Source organism: Wenjunlia tyrosinilytica, assembly GCF_014646055.1.
GTDB lineage: Bacteria > Actinomycetota > Actinomycetes > Streptomycetales > Streptomycetaceae > Wenjunlia > Wenjunlia tyrosinilytica.
This window is the reverse complement of sequence record NZ_BMMS01000024.1, coordinates 87,828-108,057: the sequence shown is the minus strand read 5'-3', so window position 1 is coordinate 108,057 and position 20,230 is coordinate 87,828. Positions and strand designations below refer to the sequence as shown.

Genomic DNA, 20,230 nt, shown 5'->3' with positions numbered 1-20,230 from the left:
CCGAGGGGGCTGCCGACGGGCCGCGCGCGGGTGTTGTGCGCCGGATTCCGCCGTTGGGCCACGACGCGCCCGCCGCTGGTCGTACCGTGTATTCGGAGCGCCACAGATCTTGTGCCGTGCGCCCGGCCGGGGAAGGGGTCCGCGAGCCATGGAGCGTCATCAGGGCGCCGCGCTGTCGGGCCGTGTCCCGCTCGCGGTCGTGGTGGTCGAGGAGACCGGGACGATCTCCCACTGGAGCAGCGGCGCCAGAGCCCTCTTCGGCTGCACACGGCAGGAGGCGGTCGGGGCTCCGGCCGTGGACCTGCTGCCGATCGCGGGCGCCCTCGGCCATCTGCCGGACGGCGGACCGGACGGCGCCTCGGACGGCACGGAGCGGGACCGGCCCCAAGACCCGGCGGACAGCGCGGTGGCGGGCGAATCCCTGTCCGATCTCGACGACGGCCTCGACTGCCTCGACGACCGCGCCTCCTACCCCAGCGCGGGCCGGGCCAGGGTGCCCATGCCCGTGGGAGGCACCCGCGAAGTCCTGTGGTGGGCCTATCCGCTGTACGGCACCGGTCCCGAGCGGCTGCTGGTGCTCGCCGCGGACGCCGACCGTTTCCGTTCGCGGGACGGCGAGGATTCCTCGGGCGCACCGGAGGACGTGGCGCCCGGGTTCGCCCTGCACACGGAGTTCTCCGGCGCCGACGAGCTGGTCAGCCGGCTGCCCGACATCCTGCCGAGCATGAGCCCGGCCGACAGCGCGCGCATCGTCTCCCAGGTGCTCGACCTCGGCTACCCGGTGCTGGAGTTCAGCCTCCACTCCCGGGTCCCGGTCACCCCGGACTGGGGAGTCCCGCTGAGGCGCCCGCGCTCCGCCATGGACGGCCTTCCCGGTCCCGGCGGCGGCCCGGGGGCGGTGCCCTCGCCCCGGCGGGCGCCCGAGGACGACGACGGCCTGGAGAACGCCGCCGTTCGTGAGCGTCTGGAGTTCCTCAACGAGGTCAGCGCCAGCATCGGCGCCACCCTCGACCTCGCCCGCACCGTCCAGGAGGTCACCGACGCCTGCGTGCCCAGGTTCGCCGACTTCTCGGGCACCCATCTGCGCGACCAGGTCCTCGCCGGGGAGGGCTTCCCCGACGGGCCGCCAGACACCCGGACCCTGATGCACCGGGTGTGGGTCACGCACAACGACGAGCCGGGACGCTGGGACGACACGGTGCCGGTCGGCGAGACCTTCGCCTTCCCCGAGGACACGCCCTTCTACCAGTGCATGACGACCGGTCGGCCGGTGCTGATCCCCCGCCTCGACGAGGAACTCGCCGCACGGATCGCCGGCCGGTTCGAGAAGCGGGACCTGCGCCCCCTGATCACCGGGCGCTCCCTGCTGATCGTGCCGCTGCTCGCCCGCCGGGTCGTGCTCGGCTTCACCGTGCTGATGCGCCGGCCCGACCGCCCGCCGTTCGACGAGATGGACCGCACCACCGCCGCCGAACTCGCCGCCCGCGCGGGCCTGGTGCTGGACAACGCCCGCCTGTACACCTATCAGGAGCAGGCCGCCGAGACCCTGCAGAGCAGCATGCTCCCGCAGAACCTGCCCCGCGTGGCCGGAGTCGACATCGCCACCCGCTATCTGCCCGGCACCCGGCTCGGCCGGGTCGGCGGCGACTGGTTCGACACCATCAAGCTGCCCGGCAGCCGGGTCGCCCTCGTGGTCGGCGATGTGATGGGCCACGGCATGCACTCGGCCGCGATGATGGGGCAGCTGCGCACCGCCGTGCAGACCATGGCCGCCCTCGACCTGCCGCCCGCCCAGCTCCTGCGCAACCTCGACGACCTCGCCCAGCGCCTCGGCGACACCTACCTGGCGACCTGCCTCTACCTCGTCTACGACCCCGTGGAGTCGAGCATCACCCTGTCCAACGCGGGCCACATCCCTCCCGTCGTGGTCCGTGCCGACGGCAGCAGCGAGCTGCTGGAGATCCCGACCGGGGCGCCGATAGGAGTCGGCGGAGTGCCCTTCGAGACGGCCACCCTCGGGGTCGGCAGCGGCGACCGGCTGGTCCTGTGCACCGACGGCCTCGTCGAGGTGCGCGGCCAGGACATCGGCGAAGGACTCGCCGCGCTGTGCGAGAGCGCCGCCCACCCGGCCGCTTCCATGGACGACGCCTGCGACACCATCATCCGCGCGCTCGCCGCCGCCCCCGAGCAGTCCTGGGACCGCAAGGACGACGTTGCGCTGCTGATGGCCAGGCTCAATGGCATCCCCAAGGACCGTGTGGCCTCCTGGGAACTCGCGCTCGACCCCCGCGAGGTGCGCAGGGCCCGCCGCGTGACCCGCGCCAAGCTGGAGGAGTGGGGGCTGGACCAGGCCGTGGAGACCGCCGAACTTCTCGTCGGGGAACTCGTCACCAACGCCCTGCGCCACGCCCACCGCCGACATGTCGAGCTGCGGCTGCTCAAGGCCGACAATCTGCTGTGCGAGGTCACCGACGACAACCACTCGGTGCCCGTCCTGCTCAACACCACCTCGGAGCACGAGTTCGGCCGGGGGATGCGCCTGGTCAGCCGACTGGCCCTCCAGTGGGGGACGAGCCGGACCTCCGTCGGCAAGACCGTGTGGTTCGAGCAGGCTGTGGCGCCCCGATGACCCGTTAGTGGGCGTCGGTATGCGGGTAGCCGCACCGACATGCGACGACGGATCGGTGACCTCGACCAACGGCTGTTCGCGCGGGTGGCTGCCTCCCGCCTGCGCGGGGCGCACCCGCTGCTGCCCAAGCTCAGCCGGGCGGCCGACCACGGACTGCTGTGGTTCGGCACCGCCGCCGTGCTCGGCGCGTCCGGTGGGCGCGCCGCCCGGCGGGCGGCGCTGCGCGGAGTGGGGGCGCTGGCCATAGCCTCGGCGATCACCAACACCCTCGCCAAGCCCTCGACCCGCCGTACCCGGCCGGTCATCGACAGCGTTCCGATAGTGCGACGGCTGACCCGGCAGCCCATCACCACCTCGTTCCCCTCGGGCCACTCGGCCTCGGCCGCCGCCTTCGCCGCGGGAGTCGCCCTCGAGGCACCCCGCTACGCGCTGGCCGTGGTCCCGGTGGCCGCCGCCGTCGCCGCCTCGCGGGTGTATGTGGGGGTGCACTATCCGGGGGACGTCCTGGCCGGTGCCGCGATCGGGGTGGCCGCGGCCGCGCTGACCAGCCGCTGGTGGCCGGTCAAGCCCGAGACACCGGCCGCCGCCGTCCGCCCCCGCCGTCCCGCTCCCGCCCTGGGCGAGGGCAAGGGCCTGTCCATCGTGGTCAACTCCGGGGCCGGACTGCCGATAGGGCCCAATGCCGCGGCGGTCGCCGCCGACCGGCTGCGCACCCTCCTGCCGTCCGCCGAGGTGGTCGAGCGGGGGCCCGACGACGACCTGCTCGCGCTCCTGGACGAGGCGGCCCGTGAGGCCGCCGGGCGTGACGGCGCCCTCGGGGTGTGCGGCGGCGACGGATCGGTCAACGCCGCCGCGGAGGCGGCCGCGCGCCACCATGTGCCGCTGGCGGTCTTCCCCGGCGGCACCTTCAACCACTTCGCCATGGACCTCGGCGTGGAGACGCTCGAGGACTGCGCCCGCGCGGTGCGCGACGGCGACGCGGTCACGGTGGACATGGCGATCGTCCAGTCACCGGGGACGGGTGAGGTCAGGCCGTTCCTCAACACCTTCAGCATCGGGGTCTACCCCGAGCTCGTCCGCGCCCGCGAGCGCTGGGAGGGCGCCATCGGCAAATGGCCCGCGGTCGCCATCGGCCTGGCCAGGGTGCTCGCGCGCGCCCGCCCCCGGACGGTGCGGATCAATGGACGCGAACGCCGGCTGTGGCTGCTCTTCGCGGGCAACTGCGTCTACCAGCCGCCCGGCTTCGCCCCCACCTACCGCACCCGGCTCGACGACGGGCTGCTGGACATCCGCGCCGTGGACGGCAGCGCTCCGCTGGCCAGGACCCGGCTGCTGTTCGCGGCGCTGACCGGCACCCTCGGCAGCTCAAGGGTGCTGGTCGCGGTCCAGTTGCGGCGGCTGCGCCTGGACGGACTGGAGGGCGTTGAGCACTACGCCTTCGACGGGGAGGTCGCTCCCGCGGACGGCAGCCTGGTGCTCGACAAGCGCCGCAGCGCGCTGACCGTCTACCGTCCCGCGGTGCCCAATCCGCTGCTCGACGGAGACTGAGCCGGGCACTGACGGGATGGCGTCCGGGATGCTGTGCCCCGCGCGGCGATGAGCGTACGGTGGCATTCCATGAAGATCCTTCTCAGCGCCGACATGGAAGGCGCGACCGGTGTCACCTGGCCGGCCGACGTGGAGCCGGGCACGGAGCAGTGGCAGCGCTGCCGCTCGATGTTCACCTCGGACGTCAACGCGGCGATCGCCGGGTTCTTCGACGGCGGCGCCGACGAGGTGCTGGTCAACGAGGCGCACGCCACCATGCGCAACCTCCTGCTGGAGCGCCTCGACGAGCGGGCGACCATGCTCACCGGCCGCCACAAGGAACTCTCCATGGTCGAGGGCGTCCAGCACGCAGACGTGGACGGGATCGCCTTCGTCGGCTACCACACGGGCGCGGGCACCGAGGGCGTGCTCGCCCACACCTATCTGGCCAACTCCATCACGGGAGTGTGGGTCAACGGAGAGCCCGCCAGTGAGGGCAGGCTCAACACCCTGGTCGTCTCCGAGTACGGCGTGCCCGTCGTCCTGGTCACCGGGGACGACCGCACCTGCGAGGACGCCGCCGGGTACGCGCCCGAGGCGGTCGGTGTCGCGGTCAAGACCTATGTCTCGCGCTACGCAGCGGTCTGCAGGCCCCCGGCCCGTACCGCCGCCGACATCCGGGCCGCCGCCAAGGGCGCCGCCGCCCTCGCGCGGCGCGGCGAGCCGCGCGCCGCGGGCCCCTACACCGTCGAGCTGGAGTTCGATGCCTCCCATCTGACGGGGGCGGCCACGATGGTGCCCTCGGTGCGGCGCGTCGGTGAGCGCAGGGTCTCCTACACCGCCGACGACATGTACGAGGGCATCCGCTGTTTCAAGGCGGTCACCACGCTCGTCGCCAACGCGGTGGAGCAGCACTATGGCTGACGCCCTGGCCCTGGACGAGGTGGTGCGGTTCACCTCGGAGCTCATCCGTATCGACACCACCAACCGCGGGGGCGGCGACGCGTGCGAGCGCCCCGCCGCCGAGTACGTCGCCGAGCGGCTCGCCGAGGCCGGGATCGAGGCGGCGATCCTGGAGTCCGCCCCGGGCCGGGCCAATGTCGTCGCCCGTGTCGAGGGCTCCGACCCCGGGCGGGACGCGCTGCTGGTCCACGGTCATCTGGACGTCGTTCCCGCCGAGGCCGCCGACTGGAGCGTCCATCCGTTCTCCGGCGAGATCCGCGACGGGGTGGTCTGGGGCCGCGGCGCCGTCGACATGAAGGACATGGACGCGATGGTGCTCGCCGTCGTGCGTTCCTGGGCCCGGGAGGGCCGCCGCCCCAAGCGGGACGTGGTGCTCGCCTTCACCGCCGACGAGGAGGACAGAGCCGTCCATGGATCGGGCTTCCTCGCCGGGGAGCACGCCGACCTCTTCGAGGGCTGCACCGAGGGCATCAGCGAGTCCGGGGCGTTCACCTTCCACGGCGACAACGGCCTGCGGCTGTACCCCATGGCCGCGGGCGAGCGCGGCACGGCCTGGCTCAAGCTCACCGCGCACGGCAGGGCGGGACACGGCTCCAAGGTGAACCGGGCCAACGCGGTGAGCCGCCTGGCCGCCGCCGTCGCCCGTATCGGCGAGCACCAGTGGCCGGTGCGGCTGACACCCGTGGTCCGCGCGGCGCTGGAGGAACTCGGAGCGCTCAGCGGCGTCGACGTGGACCTGGACGCCCCCGGCTTCGACGTGGACGTACTCCTGGGCAAGCTGGGATCGGCGGCCGTGCTGGTGGAGCCGACGGTCCGCAACAGCGCCAACCCGACCATGCTCCGGGCCGGCTACAAGCTCAATGTGATCCCCGGATCGGCCACCGCCTTCGTGGACGGCCGGATGCTGCCGCGGGGGGAGGCCGAGTTCCACGAGACGCTGGACCTGCTGACCGGCCCGGATGTGGAGTGGGAGTTCGTCCACCGCGAGGTGCCGCTCCAGGCCCCGCTGGACTCACCCACGTATCTGGCCATGCGCGAGGCGGTCCAGCACTTCGACCCCGAAGGGCATCCCGTGCCGTACTGCATGTCGGGCGGCACCGACGCCAAGCAGTTCTCGCGCCTCGGCATCACCGGCTACGGGTTCACCCCGTTGAAGCTGCCGCCGGGCTTCGACTACCTCGGGCTCTACCACGGAGTGGACGAACGCGTCCCCGTTGAGGCGCTGCACTTCGGCGTACGCGTGATGGACCGTTTCCTCAGCGGTGTCGAGTGAAAGGCCGGTGACCTGTGCCCACGACCGCCAGCTACGGTTCCTGGAAGTCCCCCGTCACGGCCCGGCTCGCCGCCGGGCACGACGGCCGCCCCGACTGGGTCGGCGCCATCGGCGACGAGGTGTGGTGGACGGAGCCGCGCCCGGCGGAACGGGGCAGAGCCGCGCTGGTGCGCCGCGGGCCCGACGGCACCGCGGAGTCGGTGCTGCCACCGCCGTGGAATGTGCGCAGCCGCGTCATCGAGTACGGCGGGCGGCCCTGGGCGGGCACGGTCGCCGACGGCGGGCCGCTGGTGGTCTTCGTGAACTTCGCCGACCAGCGGATGTACCGCTTCGAGCCCGGCGTCGAGGGGGCCGAGCCGCGCCCGCTGACCCCGGCGCCGGTCAGGCCCTCGGGGCTGCGCTGGGCGGATCTGGCCGTCGTGCCCGAGCGGGGCGAGGTGTGGTGCGTCCTGGAGGAGAGCACCGGACCGGGCTCCGGGGATCTTCGGCGCGTCCTTGTGGCGGTGCCGCTGGACGAGTCGGCGGCGCACGACCGCTCCGCGGTCCGCGAACTCGGCGGTGGCGGCCGGTTTCTGACCGGACCCCGGCTCTCCCCGGACGGCCGGCGCGCCGCCTGGCTGGCCTGGGACCACCCGGCGATGCCGTGGGACGGCACCCGGCTGTGCGTGGCGGACCTCCTGCCCGACGGGACGTTCGGCGAGCCCAGGACCGTCGGGGGCGGGCCCGAGGAGTCCGTGGCGCAGGTGGAGTGGGCGGACGAGGACACGCTCGTCGCCGCCACCGACCGCTCGGGGTGGTGGAATCTGCACCGGGTCGACCCGCGGACGGGGCAGGCGGTGCCCCTGTGCCCGGCCGAGGAGGAGTTCGCCGGGCCGCTGTGGCGCCTCGGCCTGCAGTGGTTCGCCCCGCTGCCGGACGGGCGGATCGCGGTGACGCATGGCCGCGGGGCCCAGCGGCTGGCGTTCCTCGACCCGAGCACCGGCACGCTCGAGGACATTGCCGGGCCGTGGACCGAGTGGGCCTCCTGTCTGGCCGTCACCGGCGACGCGGTGCTCGGGGTGGCCGCGAGCCCCCAGCGCTCGTTCGAGGTGGTGCGGGTGGAGACGGCCTCGGGGCGCGCCGAGGTGGTCGGGTGCCCGCACGAGGACACGGTCGAGCCCTCCTGCCTGCCGCTGCCCCAGGAACGCACGTTCACCGGGCCAGGCGGGCGTGAGGTGCACGCCCACATCTATCCGCCGCGCAATCCCGACTACACGGCGCCCCGCGGTGAGCGGCCGCCCTACGCGGTGTGGGCGCACGGCGGTCCGACCGGGCGGGCCGCCCTCGTGCACGACCTGGAGATCGCCTACTTCACCAGCCGCGGCATCGGTGTGGCCGTGGTCAACTACGGCGGCTCCACCGGCTACGGCCGTGAGTACCGCAACCGCCTGCGGGAGAGCTGGGGCGTCGTGGACGTCGAGGACTGCGCCGCCGTGGCCGAGGCACTGGCCGCCGAGGGCACGGCGGACCGCGACCGGCTCGCCGTGCGCGGCGGGAGCGCCGGGGGCTGGACGGCGGGAGCGTCGCTCACCATGACCGACACCTACCGCTGCGGTGTGATCATCTATCCGATCCTGGATCTGACGGGGTGGGCGACGGGGGAGACGCACGACTTCGAGTCCCGTTACCTGGACAGCCTCGTGGGACCGCTGCCGGACACCGCCGAGCGTTACCGCAAGCGCTCGCCCGCCGACAACGCCCACCGGCTGACCGCCCCGTTCCTGCTCCTCCAGGGCCTGGACGACGTCATCTGCCCGCCCGTGCAGTGCGAGCGCTTCCTCGAAAGAGTCGCCGGGCGGGGCGTCCCGCACGCCTATCTCACCTTCGAGGGCGAGGGTCACGGCTTCCGCCGGGCGGAGACCATGGTCGCCTGCCTGGAGGCCGAACTGTCCCTGTACGGACAGGTGTTCGGATTCACTCCACCCGGAGTGCCTGTCCTCGATCTCGTCAAGTAGGCATCCCCGCTTGGGAGTTGGCTGTCCGTAGCGTCGGCGGGACGGGGGCGTGCGCCGGTTGTGGGCGAAGGCACAGCCGCGCCTTTGCCTAATATCGCATAAGATATCGAATGCAGCAGGACGGGCAATGTGCGCCTTTGAGTGGCAAGTCGGGCACTCTACCGTGAATTTGGCGCACGTCCTTAGCGGACGTTATCGCTCGAACGAGTGTAAATGTGTCGCGCCAAGGAGGAAGCAACCATGTCCGCAATCCTGCAGTACGGCGACCCCTCGCAGCCGGGATGGCCCTCACCGGGACAGCCGGGCCCGGGATTCCCCAATCCCCCCGGAGGACCCTTACCGCCCATGCCGCCGTCGATCCTGGCCGTGATCCCGCCCAGCGGTCCGACCACCGGCGGCAACCCCGTCCTTCTCCTCGGGGTCGGCCTCAACAACGCCACTTCGGTGACCTTCGGCGGCACCCCGGCCACCATCCTCGGGGGCGACCCCTATGGGTTCCTGCTGGTGGTCGTCGCGCCGCCGCACGCCGCCGGCACCGTGCCGGTCGTGGTGACCACGCCCGTGGGCGTCAGCGCCCCGGGGAACTACACCTACGTCGTCCTCACCCCGACCGCGGCGTCGATCGTGCCCACCAGTGGCCCGACCACGGGTGGCACGGCGTTCACCATCACCGGCACCAACCTGGCCGGCGCCACCGTCACCTTCAACGGCGTCCCCGCCACAGGTGTCACCGTCAACGCGGCCGGCACCGTGATCACCGGCGTGACCCCGCCGGGTGCGGCGGGCCTCGCGACCGTCCTCGTCACGACGCCCGGCGGCACCGCCACCGTCCCCGGAGGCTTCACCTACGTGGTGCCGCCGCCCACGGTCACCATCCTGCTGCCCACCACCGGCCCGGTCGCGGGTGGCCAGGCGTTCGTCATCACCGGCACCAACCTCACCGGCGCCACCGTCACCTTCGGCGGCACCCCCGCCACGGGTGTGAGTGTCGGCGGCGGAGGAACCGTGCTGGTGGGCCTCACCCCGGCGCACGCGGCGGGCAATGTGCCCGTCGTCGTGACCACGCCGGGCGGCACCGCCACGGTCGTGGGCGGGTACACCTACGTGTGAGCCGACTCCGTGTGAGCCGACTCCGTGTGTGAGCCGAAGCCCACGGCAGCCCGCGCCCCGGTGGATTCCCGCCGGGGCGCGGGTGCGTCCCGTCTGGGAGGATGGGCCGCCATGAGCACCGTCCCCCTCGTCCGTCCCGCCCGGCTGCGCGGCGGCGACCGCGTCGTCATCGTCGCCCCCAGCGGCCCGATCCCCCGTGAACGGCTGGACGCGGGCGTGGACATCCTGCGCGCCTGGGACCTCGACGTCGAGGTGGGCGAGCACGTCCTCGACACCCACTCCAGCGGCTATCTCGCGGGTGGCGACGCCGACCGCGCCCGGGACCTCCAGAGGGCCTGGCTCGACCCCGGCGTGGCCGCCGTGATCTGCGCCCGCGGCGGCTACGGCGCCCAGCGCATGGTGGACCTGCTCGACTGGGACGCCATGCGGGCGGCGGGCCCCAAGGTCTTCGTGGGGTTCAGCGACGTCACGGCGCTGCACGAGGCGTTCGCCGTCCGCCTGGGCCTGGCGACCCTGCACGGGCCGATGGCCGCGGGGGTCGCGTTCGTCAAGGACGGGCCCACCCAGGAGCATCTGCGCCGCACCCTCTTCGAGCCCGAGAACGCGCGTGTGCTCACCTCCCCGGCCGCCGCCCCGCTGGTGCCCGGCACCGCCCACGGGGTCACGGCGGGCGGCTGCCTGTCCCTGATCGCCGCCGAGGCAGGCACCCCGCACGCCCGCCGCTCGCTGCGCGGAGCGATCTGGGTGATCGAGGACGTCGCCGAGGAGGCCTACCGGCTCGACCGCTGCCTCACCCAGCTCCTTCGCTCCGGCCTGCTCGACGGCGTCGCCGCGGTAGCGCTCGGCTCCTGGCAGGACTGCTCGCCCGAGGACGAGGTGCGGCGCCTGATGCTGGACCGCCTCGGCCCCCTCGGCGTGCCCGTCCTGTGGGAGCTGGGGTTCGGGCACTGCCCCAGCCACATCACCGTCCCTCTCGGTGTGCCCGCGCTACTGGACGCCGGCAACGGCACGCTCACGCTCGACGTGCCCGCGCTCCTCTAGCGGAGGCGGTGGCCCGCCCGTGGCCGAGTACACGGCCGCCTCGGCCGCACGGGCCAGCGACCGCCGCTCCTGATGGGCGCCGGCCGGAATCACCGGAAGGGCGACCACCTCGGCGACCAGGCCCCGGGTGGCGACCACCCGGCGCACGGAGTCCAGCAGGGTGTCCTCTCCGACGAAGGCCGGGGCCGTGGTGGGCCTTCCGTCCGCCAGCAGGTAGCGGATCAGGACCGGCTGGACCCCCGCGCCCGCGTCCAGCGCGGCCTGGAACAACGCGGGACGGAATCTGCCCTGCCTCCTGCCGCACCACGTACTGCCCTCGGGGAACGCCGCGACCGCGCCCGACCCGCGCAGGACGTGTGCCACCTCGGCCACCGTGTCCGGCAGCGTCCTCAGCCGGTCGCGGTCGATGAACAGGGTGCCGCCTCGCCCGGCCAGCCGGCCGATGACCGGCCAGCCGCCGATCTCCTTCTTGGCCACCATGCGGCCGGGCCTGGCGGCGGCGAGCAGGAGGATGTCCAGCCAGGACACATGGTTGGCCACGACGAGCAGCCCGGTGGGCGACGGCACGGGTGCGGGCACGCGCACCCGCACCCCGAACCCCCGGGCCACCGACCGCGTCCACAGCCGGATCAGCCGGTCCCGCCGCGCCGCGCCGAGCCTGCGGACCAGCGGCGACAGCACGACCCCGAGCACGATCACCGCGCCTCCCGCCGTCCAGCGGGCGATCCGGTGCGCACGGCCCACCACCGCGGTGGCCGAGTCGTCGAGGCAGGCCAACGGGGTGCAGGGGCCCACCGGTGACCAGGCGCTCATGTGAGGGGCGCGGCCGTGGCGGGCGAGGTGAGCGACAGGAAGTGCCGCAGGTAGCGGGGGTCGGTCCGCTTCAGCGACAGCAGCACATACAGGTCGGCGACATTGAAGTCCGGGTCGTGTGCGGGCTCGCCGCAGACCCAGGCTCCCAGGCGCAGATAGCCGCGCAGCAACGCCGGCAGGGTGGTCCGCGCGGGACGGGCCACACCCTCGGGGTTCCACGGACGCAGCGGCCGGACCCGGTACTCCGGAGGCGACAGGTGCGTGGCCGAGACCTTGTCCCACACGCCCGCGGCCTGCGTTCCGCCGTCGGCGAGCGGGACCGAGCAGCACCCGGCGACCCAGGTGTGGCCGGTCTGTTCCATGTAGCGGCAGATGCCGCCCCACATCAGGGCGACCACGGCGCCGTCGCGGTGGTCCGGGTGGACGCAGGAGCGGCCGACCTCGACGAGGTCCTTGCGGATCGGGGCGTGCGCGCTCAGATCGAACTCGCCGTCCGAGTACAGCCGCCCGGCCACGGCCGCGCGGGCGGCGGGCAGCAGGCGGTAGGTCCCCACCACATCCCCGGTCACGTCGTCGCGCACGAGCAGGTGGTCGCAGAAGGCGTCGAAGGGGTCGGTCTCCAGACCGGGAGCGGCGGTGTGCACGACCGCCCCCATCTCCTCGACGAACACCTGGTGGCGCAGGCGCTGTGCGGCCCGCACATCCGCCTCGTCCTGGGCGAAGGAAACCGAGTAGCGGGGGCGGTCGCCGGGGGCCGCCGCGGGGGCGGCCGGGGCGGGGAGGGCAGCGGTGGGTACGGGGCGGGCGACAGCGGTCGTCATGGCGTCTCTCCGGGAAGGTGAAGGAGCTCACCTATCTCTTCGCCGAGCCGGACGGCGACGGCATGTCGTTTTCGGAGAGTCCAGATGTGCAGCCGTTGAAGTCCCGCCCGGTATCGCCCCTACGGGAACAACCCGAACGTCCGAGGCGCCCGGCTGCCCGCCTCGCCGAGCGTCACCCGGAAGACCTTGTCGGAGCCCGCGGGCTGCCCGCCGAGGAGGTCGGCGTTGGCCCTCGACAGGCACGGGCCGCTGGAGCCGGGGACCTTCTCGACGGTGCGCGGGCGCCCGTACGCGCCGACGCGGTACGCCTTGGGCGTGCCCGCCGTCGTCCCGTTGAGTGGGACGCGCCGCAGCCGCTCACCGCGCGGCCTTGCCGTTGAGGGAGTTCCTTCCCGGGCGAGCGCCGGGGCATGGGCCCGCCCGCTGGGGCGTGGAGGTGGCCGTCGGGGCCGAACTCCAGCCCGCCCGCCGGTCTCGGCGGGCGGCGGCCGGGCGGCGCCGCCCCTGAGAGGTGTCCAGGCGAGTCCACAAGTCATCCGACCCCTTCGGTGCGGAACTTTGGACTCCTCCCCGGCGGTCGTCAATAGGTCTGACCATTCGTCATACGTAAAGGTACGTACCAGAGCCGATCGGACCGCGGGGTGGCGTTGGCCGAAGGCCTTACATACCGATGACGCGAGCGTGAGTACGGGGCTGCCGGGGCGCCTATGGGCCTAGCGTCAGGGGCATGCGCGTACTTGTGACCGGCGGCGCGGGCTTCATCGGCTCGCACATCGTCGAAGCCCTGCTCGCCTCGGGGCACCGTCCGGTGGTGCTCGACGCCCTCCTGCCCGCCGTCCACACCGGCGTGCCGCCGATGCCGGACGCCGAGTGGATCCACGCCGACGTCCGGGACCGCGCGGCCGTGCGGCGCGCCCTGCGCGGGGTGGCCGCGGTCTGCCACCAGGCGGCGATGGTGGGCCTCGGCCGGGACTTCGGCGACGCGGCCGACTATGTGAGCTGCAACGACCTCGGAACGGCCGTGCTCCTGTCCGAGATGGCGGACGGCGGTGTGCGCGACCTCGTGCTCGCGGGGTCGATGGTCGTCTACGGCGAGGGCCGCTACGACTGCCCCCGGCACGGCGAGGTGCGGCCGGGGCCGCGGCAGGTCGCCGACCTCGAGGACGGGCGGTTCGAGCCGCCGTGCTCGCGCTGCGGCAGCCCGATGCGGCCGGGCCTGGTCCGGGAGGACGCGCCGACCGACCCGCGCAATGTCTACGCCACGACGAAGCTCGCGCAGGAGCATCTTGCCGCGTCCTGGGCGCGCGCAACGGCCGGCCGGGCGGTGTCGCTGCGCTACCACAACGTCTACGGACCCGGCATGCCGCGCGACACGCCGTACGCGGGGGTGGCCTCGTTCTTCCGCTCGGCGCTGGCCAGGGGCGAGGCGCCCCGGGTCTTCGAGGACGGGGGTCAGCGGCGGGACTTCGTCCATGTGCGCGACGTCGCCGCGGCGAACCTGGCGGCGCTCGTCGGGCTGCACGAACTGCCCTCGGGCGGGCTGCGCGTCTACAACACCGGCAGCGGCGAGCCGCACACCGTGGGCGAGATGGCCGATGCCCTGGCCGCGGCGTGCGGCGGCCCGTCGCCGGTGGTCACCGGTGAGTACCGGCTCGGCGACGTCCGGCACATCACCGCCTCCTCCGAGCGGCTGCGCGAGGAACTGGGGTGGCGGCCGGGCGTCGGATTCCTCGACGGGATGGCGGAGTTCGCGCGCTCTACCACAGCGCTGCGGGGAGCGTGACCTCGAACCGGCAGCCTCCGGGGACATTGCGCACACCGGCCCGGCCGTCGTGGGCCTCGACGATGCCCCGCACGATGGCGAGGCCCAGCCCCGCGCCGGCCGGGGGAGTGCGGGCGTCGTTGCCGCGCCAGCCGGTGTCGAAGACGCGGGGCAGATCCTCCTCGGGGATGCCGCCGCAGCCGTCGGTGACCGACAGCACGACCTCGTCCCGCTCGCGGCGGGCGGCCACGGCGACCGTTCCGTCGGCGGGGGTGCGGCGGATCGCGTTGATCAGGAGGTTGCCCAGGACCCGGGTCATCTCCTTGCCGTCCACCTCCACCGGCACCGAGTCCACACTGCCGCCGTCGAGCCGCACACCGAGTTCACGGGCGAGCGGATAGACCCCGGCGATGGCGTCGCCCACGAGGTCGTAGACCGAGATCCTGGCCCTGGCCAGGGCCAGCGCCCCGGCCTGGATACGGGAGAGTTCGAACAGATCGCCGACCATGCCGCTGAGCCGCTCCACCTCGGTGCGGATCTGCCGGTGGTAGCGCGCCGGGTCCTCGGCCATCCCGTCCTCGAGCGACTCGGCCATGGCCCGCAGCCCCGCCAGCGGGGTCCGCAGGTCGTGGGAGATCCAGGCGACGAGCTCGCGGCGCGAGGCGTCCAGGGCCTGCTCACGGGCGCGGGACCGGGCGAGCTTGGCGCTGGTGACGGCCAGTTCCCTGCCCAGGGCGGCGAGTTCGGCGGTCGGCGCTCCGGTGGGCGGAGCGAAGCTGCCGCCGTCGCCGAACGAGCGGGTGGCCGCGGTCAGCGCCCTGCTCCCGGCCACGACCCGGCGGCCCAGGAGGAGAGCGGTGGCGAGCGAGACGGCGGCGGCCATCGCGCAGACCGTGGTGACGACCTTGAGGTCGTGGGACGACAGGAACATCGCCTGTGCCACGGCCATGGTCCCGGCGAGCATCGCCCCCACGGCGACGGCGGCGACCACGGCAAGCGAGACCGCCACCGACCTGCGCCGCAGGACCCGCAGCGCGACCAGCCCCACCAGCCCCGCCGCGGCGGCACCGAGGAACGCGAAGAGCGCGATGAGGAGAAGGTCTTTCACAGGGGTGGGTCCTGTTCCGGGCGGTCCGGCGTGCGAGGCGGGTGCGGTGAGGTGTCCGGGTCCGGTGGGGGGTCGAAGCGGTAGCCGACGCCCCAGACGGTGGTGATCAGGGTGGGGGTGGCCGGGTCGGTCTCGATCTTTTCGCGCAGGCGGCGCACGTGCACCGTCACCGTGGACAGGTCGCCGAACTGCCATCCCCACACCCGCCGCATCAGCTCCTCGCGCCGGTGCGCCCGGCCCGGGTGGCGCAGGAAGTACGCGAGCAGGTCGAACTCCCGTATGGTCAGCGAGAGTTCCACGTCGCCCTGGGCCGCCCGCCGAGCCGCCGGGTCCAGACTGATCGAACCCCCGCGCAGCAGCGGCCCGGACGGCGCCCGGGCCGTGGTGCGGCGCAGCACCGACTCCACCCGCAGCACGAGCTCGCGCGGGCTGAACGGCTTGGTCACGTAGTCGTCGGCGCCCACCTCCAGCCCCAGCACACGGTCGTCCTCGTCGGCGCGGGCCGTGAGCATGATGACCGCCACCGGCCCCTCGTCCCGCAGCTTGCGGCACACCTCCAGGCCGTCCAGGCCGGGCAGCATCAGGTCGAGCACGACCAGGTCCGGCCGTTCGGCCGCCGCGCGCGCCAGGGCGGCCGGGCCGTCCGCGGCCCGGTCCACGGTGAAACCGGCCCGGTCGAGATAGCTCGCGACGACCTCGGCGACGGTCGGGTCGTCGTCGACGACGAGCACACGGTGGGTCATGCGTGCAGTCTCGCACCGGGTGCCGTCCGGGGCGCCGTTCGAAGCCTCCGGGGCGCCCGCCGTCCGCGTTTCGTAAGAATCCGAAGTCCGGAATGCGTAATTCGTCTCCGTAGTGTGGTGGCCGTGACCGACTCGACCAGTCACCACGCCCACCCCGTTGACGTGGTGCTTCCCTGTCTGAACGAGGCCGAGGCCCTGCCCTGGGTGCTGAAGCGCATCCCTGCGGGCTGGCGGGCCCTCGTCGTCGACAACGGCTCCGACGACGGCTCCGCCGACCTCGCCCGCGCCCTCGGTGCCCATGTGGTGCACGAGCCGCGACGAGGCTTCGGCGCCGCCTGCCACGCGGGACTGCTGGCCGCCGAGGCCGACACGGTGTGCTTCTGCGACTGCGACGCCTCGCTCGACCCCCGTCTGCTGCCCACCGTGGCCGAACCCGTGCTGGACGGCCGGGCCGACCTGGTGCTCGGCCGCAGACGCCCGGTGACCCGTGGCGCCTGGCCCCTGCACGCCCGCCTCGGCAACGCCGCCCTCGCCCGGATGCTGCACCGCCGAACCGGCCTCCGCCTGCGCGACCTCGGTCCCATGCGCGCCGGGCGGCGCGAGGCGCTGCTCGGACTCGGGCTCACCGACCGCCGCTGCGGCTACCCGCTCCAGACCGTGGTGCGCGCATCGGACGCCGGGTGGCGGATCGAGGAGGTCGAGGTGCCGTACCTGCCGCGCAGGGGAAGGTCCAAGGTGACCGGCACCTGGCGCGGCACCTGGCACACCGTGAACGACATGCGGGCGGTGCTGCGGTGACCACCCTTCTCGTGATCGCCAAGGAGCCCCTGCCCGGACGGGTCAAGACCCGGCTCACCCCGCCGTACACCCCCGCCGAGGCGGCCCGCCTCGCCGAAGCCGCCCTCGTGGACACCCTGGGGACCGTCTCCCGGCTGTCCGCCCGGCGCCGGGTGCTCGTGCTGGAGGGCCGGGTGGGGCGGTGGCTGCCGACCGGGTTCGAGGTCGTGCCGCAGGGCAGGGGCGGGCTGGACGAGCGGCTGGCCGCGGCGTTCGGCGGCTGCGAAGGGCCCACGCTGCTCATCGGCATGGACACCCCCCAGGTGACCGGCGAACTGCTCGCCCCCGCTCTCGGCCCCGGTGCCTGGAACGGCTGCGACGCCTGGCTCGGCCGGGCCGCGGACGGCGGCTTCTGGGCGCTCGGCATGGCGCGGCCGCGGCCGGACCTGCTGCGGGGCGTGCCCATGTCCACCCCCCTCACCGGCGCCGCCCAGCGCGCCCGGCTGACCGACGCGGGGCTCACCGTCCGCGAACTCGGCGTGCTCAGGGACGTGGACACCGCCGAGGACGCCCGGCAGGTGGCGCGGGACGCGCCCGAGAGCCGGTTCGCCGCCGAGCACCGGCGGCTGGCCCGGGCGCTGACGCGGTGAGGCCCTGGTGCACCGACCCCTACGCCGACGCCCTGCTCGCCGGGCGCGGGCCGCTCTTCCTGCGCCGCGACGACGGGTGGCTGCTGCCGCTGGAGGTCGAACGATGGTGCGCGCACGCCGACGAAGCCGACATGACCGTGCTGCGCCGGTGCGAGGGCGCCGTCATCGACATCGGCTGCGGTCCGGGACGGCTCGTCGCCGCAGTGGCGCGCCAGGGGCATCCGGCGCTGGGCGTCGACCTCAGCCCCGCAGCCGTGGCCCGCACGGTCAGCGCGGGCGGCACGGCCCTGTGCCGCTCGGTCTTCGACCGCCTGCCGGGGGAGGGCCGCTGGGGGACGGCGCTCCTGCTCGACGGGAACATCGGCATCGGCGGCGACCCGCACGCCCTTCTGCGCAGGGTCGCCCGGCTGGTCGACACCGGAGGGCTCCTGCTCGTCGAGGCGGCCTCGGCGGACGTGGACGAACGGGTACGGGTCCGCGTCGACGACGGACGCGGCGGCCTGGGCGGGTCGTTCCCCTGGGCCCGGCTGGGCCTGCGTGCCCTGCGGCGCCACAGCGAGGCCACGGGATGGCGGGCCGCGCGGGAGTGGACGGCCGGCGGTCGGAGCTTCCTGGAGCTGCGCCGCGTCGAACTGCCCGGCGCCGCGGCGCCCCACGCCGCCGTCGCCCGCGCGCAAGTGCCCGGCACAGCGGCGCCCGGCGCCCATGTGCCCGACGCTCGCGTGCCCGGTGCTCGCGTGCCCCGCGCCGCGGTTCCCCGTGGCGCCGTTCCCCGTGCCGGAACGCGTCACGGGGACGGTGAGCGGTGAACCGGACGCCCGACCGGCACTCGCCGCCGCCGCGGACCCTCCTCGCCACGGCGCTGCTGGCCGCCCTGACCACCGTCCTCGCACTGACCATGCGCCAGAAGGGCTTCTACGGCGACGATCCCGGGGCTCTCCTGTGGTGGTACGGCGCCTCCTGGACGGTGTTCGCCTGCGCCTTCTGGGCCGTTCGCGCGGTCCCCACCCGGCACGCGGCGGCCCTGGTGCTCGTCGGGGGCATCGCCGTGGCCGCCACCGGCCTGCTCGGCCCGCCGCGCACGAGCACCGACTCCTACCGCTACGCCTGGGACGGCCGGGTCCAGGCGTCCGGGACCTCCCCCTACGACCACGCCCCCGACGCGAGGGAGCTCGCGCCCCTGCGGGACAGCTGGCTCTTCCCCGCCACCTGCGAAGGGCGGGGGCTGTCCCGCTCCGGCGACCTGTGCACCCGCATCAACCGGCCGTCCGTCCACACCATCTACCCGCCCGTCGCCGAGGGCTGGTTCCTCGCCGTGCACGCCCTGTCCCCGCCGCACGCGCGCCACAAGCCGCTCCAGATCGGCGGGGCGGTCCTGTCCCTGGCCACCACCGGGGCCCTGCTGGCCGTCCTGCGCAGACGCGGCGCCCCGCAGTGGGCCGCGCTGTGGGCCTGGTGCCCCGCCGTCCCCATCGAGGCCGTGAACAACGCCCATGTCGACAGCCTCGGCATCCTCCTGACCGTGGTGGGCCTCGGTGCCGTCAACAGCCGCGGGGCCGTCGGCGGCGCCCTGCTCGGCGCGGCCACCGCCGCCAAGCTCCTGCCCGCCGTGGTCATCCCGGGAGCGCTGTCCGGGGCCCGGCCGCGGGAGGCGGCGAAGGCGGTGCTGTCCGCCGCCGGGGTCGTCGCCCTGGCCTATCTGCCGTATGCGCTGGTCTCGCACTCGTCCGTGCTCGGCTACCTGTCCGGATACGTCCACGAGGAGGGATACGAGGACTCGTCGTCGAAGAACCCCTACGCGCTCCTGCGCCTCGTCCTGCCCCCGTCGTGGGCGTTCCCGGTGGTCGTCGTGGCGATGGCCGCCGTGGTCCTGCACGTCCTGCGCCGAGCAGACCCCGAACGCCCCTGGCACGGCGCGCTCCTGGTGACCGGCACCGCCTTCCTCCTGCTGACCCCCGGCTACCCCTGGTACGCCCTCCTGGTGGTGGCCCTCGCCGCCCTGGACGGCCGCTGGGAGTGGCTGGGCATCCCCATCGCCGGCGCGGCCCACTACGTCTGCGGCCCCGCCGGCCCGGACCGGACAGCCGTGGGCACCACCGCCTACGCCCTCGCGGCAGCGGCGGTCGTCGCGGGCGGGGCGATCAGGCGCCGGCGGGCGGACGCGCATGGTGGGCAGAGCGCCAAGGCCGCCGAACCGCGCCCACGGCACCATGTCCACGGCGCCATGTCCACGGCAGGCCCGGTTGACCCGGGGACCCGTCACGACGTAGAGCAGAGGCCATGAAACCCGCTCCGCACGTTCTCGAACCCGAACCCACCCTGGGAGAGCTGCCCCGGCCGGAAGGGGAGTCACCTCATCTGTGGCTGCTCTCCGCCTCCGAGCACAGGGGCGGCATCGCCGCCGCGGGGCATCTGCTCGGTCCGGCGGAGCGGGAGCGTGCCGCCGGTTTCGCGCGGCCCGAGCTCGCCGACCGCTACCGGGCCGCGCACCTGGGGCTGCGCCGCCTGCTCGGGGCGTACCTGGGACAGGCGCCCGAGCGGGTCGAGCTCACTCGTGAGCCCTGCCCGCACTGCCAAGGGGCGCACGGCCGCCCCTCCGTCCGGCACGGCGGCGCCCCGCTGCACTACTCCCTTTCCTACGGCGGCGACCTCGTCCTTCTCGCCTTCGCCGAGCGCCCCGTGGGCGTGGACATCGAACCCGTTCCCGAGGCCGACGTCGTCGACGACGTCGTCTCGACCCTGCACCCCGACGAGCAGGCCGAGCTGCGCGCCCTCGCGCCACCGGCGCGCGCCGTCGCGTTCGCCCGGCTGTGGGCGCGCAAGGAGGCATACCTCAAGGGCACGGGGGAGGGCCTCGGCGGAGACGACCTGGCCAAGGCCTATCTCGGTTCCGGGCCGCGCCCCGTCGAACCGCCCGGCTGGGCCCTCACCGACTGCGCGGTGCCCGACGGGCACGCCGCCTGTGTGGCGCTCGCGAGGCGCTGAACCGAGCCCAGGTACGCCCCGCGGCGCTCGCCAG

General features: G+C 74.2%; 18 protein-coding genes. 13 read left to right on the top strand and 5 right to left on the bottom strand.

Annotated elements, in window-relative coordinates; all coding sequences use genetic code 11:
- The first annotated feature begins 148 nt into the window (after positions 1-148).
- From IEY86_RS25350 to IEY86_RS25320, 7 genes are all read left to right on the top strand, one after another.
- A complete protein-coding gene (locus IEY86_RS25350; protein WP_189134150.1) occupies positions 149-2,629 on the top strand; it encodes a SpoIIE family protein phosphatase in 2,481 nt (826 codons plus the stop codon).
- Positions 2,630-2,668: 39 nt separating this feature from the next.
- On the top strand, positions 2,669-4,177 hold the full coding sequence (locus tag IEY86_RS25345) for a diacylglycerol/lipid kinase family protein (protein WP_189134149.1): 1,509 nt from the start codon (positions 2,669-2,671) through the stop codon (positions 4,175-4,177).
- A 69-nt stretch (positions 4,178-4,246) separates the two neighbouring features.
- Positions 4,247-5,080 carry a M55 family metallopeptidase gene (locus IEY86_RS25340; RefSeq protein ID WP_189134148.1) on the top strand — a complete coding sequence of 278 codons (834 nt, stop codon included), beginning with the start codon at positions 4,247-4,249 and terminating at the stop codon, positions 5,078-5,080.
- Positions 5,073-6,392, top strand: coding sequence for a M20/M25/M40 family metallo-hydrolase (locus IEY86_RS25335; protein ID WP_189134147.1), 1,320 nt, complete (start codon positions 5,073-5,075; stop codon positions 6,390-6,392). Before IEY86_RS25340 ends, IEY86_RS25335 begins: the two co-directional genes overlap by 8 nt.
- A gap of 14 nt (positions 6,393-6,406) precedes the next feature.
- On the top strand, positions 6,407-8,386 hold the full coding sequence (locus IEY86_RS25330; protein WP_189134146.1) for an LpqB family beta-propeller domain-containing protein: 1,980 nt from the start codon (positions 6,407-6,409) through the stop codon (positions 8,384-8,386).
- A gap of 240 nt (positions 8,387-8,626) precedes the next feature.
- Positions 8,627-9,496: an IPT/TIG domain-containing protein gene (locus IEY86_RS25325; protein ID WP_229698741.1), complete on the top strand. Its 870-nt coding sequence runs from the start codon at positions 8,627-8,629 to the stop codon at positions 9,494-9,496.
- Positions 9,497-9,607: 111 nt separating this feature from the next.
- Complete coding sequence (locus IEY86_RS25320; RefSeq protein ID WP_189134145.1) at positions 9,608-10,537, top strand: S66 peptidase family protein; 930 nt, start codon at positions 9,608-9,610, stop codon at positions 10,535-10,537.
- Here the strand turns inward: IEY86_RS25320 and IEY86_RS25315 are convergent.
- From IEY86_RS25315 to IEY86_RS25305, 3 genes are all read right to left on the bottom strand, one after another.
- A complete protein-coding gene (locus tag IEY86_RS25315; protein ID WP_189134144.1) occupies positions 10,484-11,350 on the bottom strand; it encodes a lysophospholipid acyltransferase family protein in 867 nt (288 codons plus the stop codon). The two genes, IEY86_RS25320 and IEY86_RS25315, sit on opposite strands and share 54 nt — an antisense overlap.
- Positions 11,347-12,171 carry a GNAT family N-acetyltransferase gene (locus IEY86_RS25310; RefSeq protein ID WP_189134143.1) on the bottom strand — a complete coding sequence of 275 codons (825 nt, stop codon included), beginning with the start codon at positions 12,169-12,171 and terminating at the stop codon, positions 11,347-11,349. The genes IEY86_RS25315 and IEY86_RS25310 overlap by 4 nt, the downstream gene beginning before the upstream one ends.
- A 119-nt stretch (positions 12,172-12,290) precedes the next feature.
- Complete coding sequence (locus IEY86_RS25305) at positions 12,291-12,707, bottom strand: hypothetical protein (RefSeq protein WP_189134142.1); 417 nt, start codon at positions 12,705-12,707, stop codon at positions 12,291-12,293.
- A 191-nt stretch (positions 12,708-12,898) separates the two neighbouring features.
- On the opposite strand from IEY86_RS25305, the gene IEY86_RS25300 reads away from it, so the two are divergent.
- Positions 12,899-13,954, top strand: coding sequence for an NAD-dependent epimerase/dehydratase family protein (locus IEY86_RS25300; protein ID WP_189134141.1), 1,056 nt, complete (start codon positions 12,899-12,901; stop codon positions 13,952-13,954).
- Here the strand turns inward: IEY86_RS25300 and IEY86_RS25295 are convergent.
- Both IEY86_RS25295 and IEY86_RS25290 read right to left on the bottom strand, forming a co-directional pair.
- Entirely contained in the window at positions 13,929-15,041 is a 1,113-nt protein-coding gene (locus tag IEY86_RS25295) for a sensor histidine kinase (protein WP_189134140.1), read from the bottom strand. The genes IEY86_RS25300 and IEY86_RS25295 overlap by 26 nt on opposite strands.
- Positions 15,038-15,784: a response regulator transcription factor gene (locus IEY86_RS25290; protein ID WP_189134139.1), complete on the bottom strand. Its 747-nt coding sequence runs from the start codon at positions 15,782-15,784 to the stop codon at positions 15,038-15,040. The genes IEY86_RS25295 and IEY86_RS25290 overlap by 4 nt, the downstream gene beginning before the upstream one ends.
- Positions 15,785-15,898: 114 nt before the next feature.
- Here IEY86_RS25290 and IEY86_RS25285 point away from each other — a divergent pair, with 114 nt between their 5' ends.
- The 5 genes from IEY86_RS25285 to IEY86_RS25270 are packed head-to-tail and all read left to right on the top strand — an operon-like array spanning position 15,899 to position 20,196.
- On the top strand, positions 15,899-16,582 hold the full coding sequence (locus tag IEY86_RS25285) for a glycosyltransferase family 2 protein (protein ID WP_373287089.1): 684 nt from the start codon (positions 15,899-15,901) through the stop codon (positions 16,580-16,582).
- Positions 16,579-17,211 (top strand): TIGR04282 family arsenosugar biosynthesis glycosyltransferase, encoded by a 633-nt coding sequence (locus IEY86_RS36745; RefSeq protein WP_229698740.1) that lies wholly within the window; start codon positions 16,579-16,581, stop codon positions 17,209-17,211. Before IEY86_RS25285 ends, IEY86_RS36745 begins: the two co-directional genes overlap by 4 nt.
- Entirely contained in the window at positions 17,208-18,020 is an 813-nt protein-coding gene (locus IEY86_RS25280) for a class I SAM-dependent methyltransferase (protein WP_229698739.1), read from the top strand. The genes IEY86_RS36745 and IEY86_RS25280 overlap by 4 nt, the downstream gene beginning before the upstream one ends.
- The gene (locus IEY86_RS25275; protein WP_373287088.1) at positions 18,017-19,495 is read left to right on the top strand and encodes a glycosyltransferase 87 family protein; all 1,479 of its coding nucleotides are present in this window, start codon (positions 18,017-18,019) and stop codon (positions 19,493-19,495) included. Before IEY86_RS25280 ends, IEY86_RS25275 begins: the two co-directional genes overlap by 4 nt.
- Positions 19,492-20,196, top strand: a complete 705-nt coding sequence (locus IEY86_RS25270) for a 4'-phosphopantetheinyl transferase family protein (RefSeq protein WP_189134137.1) — start codon at positions 19,492-19,494, stop codon at positions 20,194-20,196. The genes IEY86_RS25275 and IEY86_RS25270 overlap by 4 nt, the downstream gene beginning before the upstream one ends.
- The last annotated feature ends 34 nt before the right edge of the window (positions 20,197-20,230 follow it).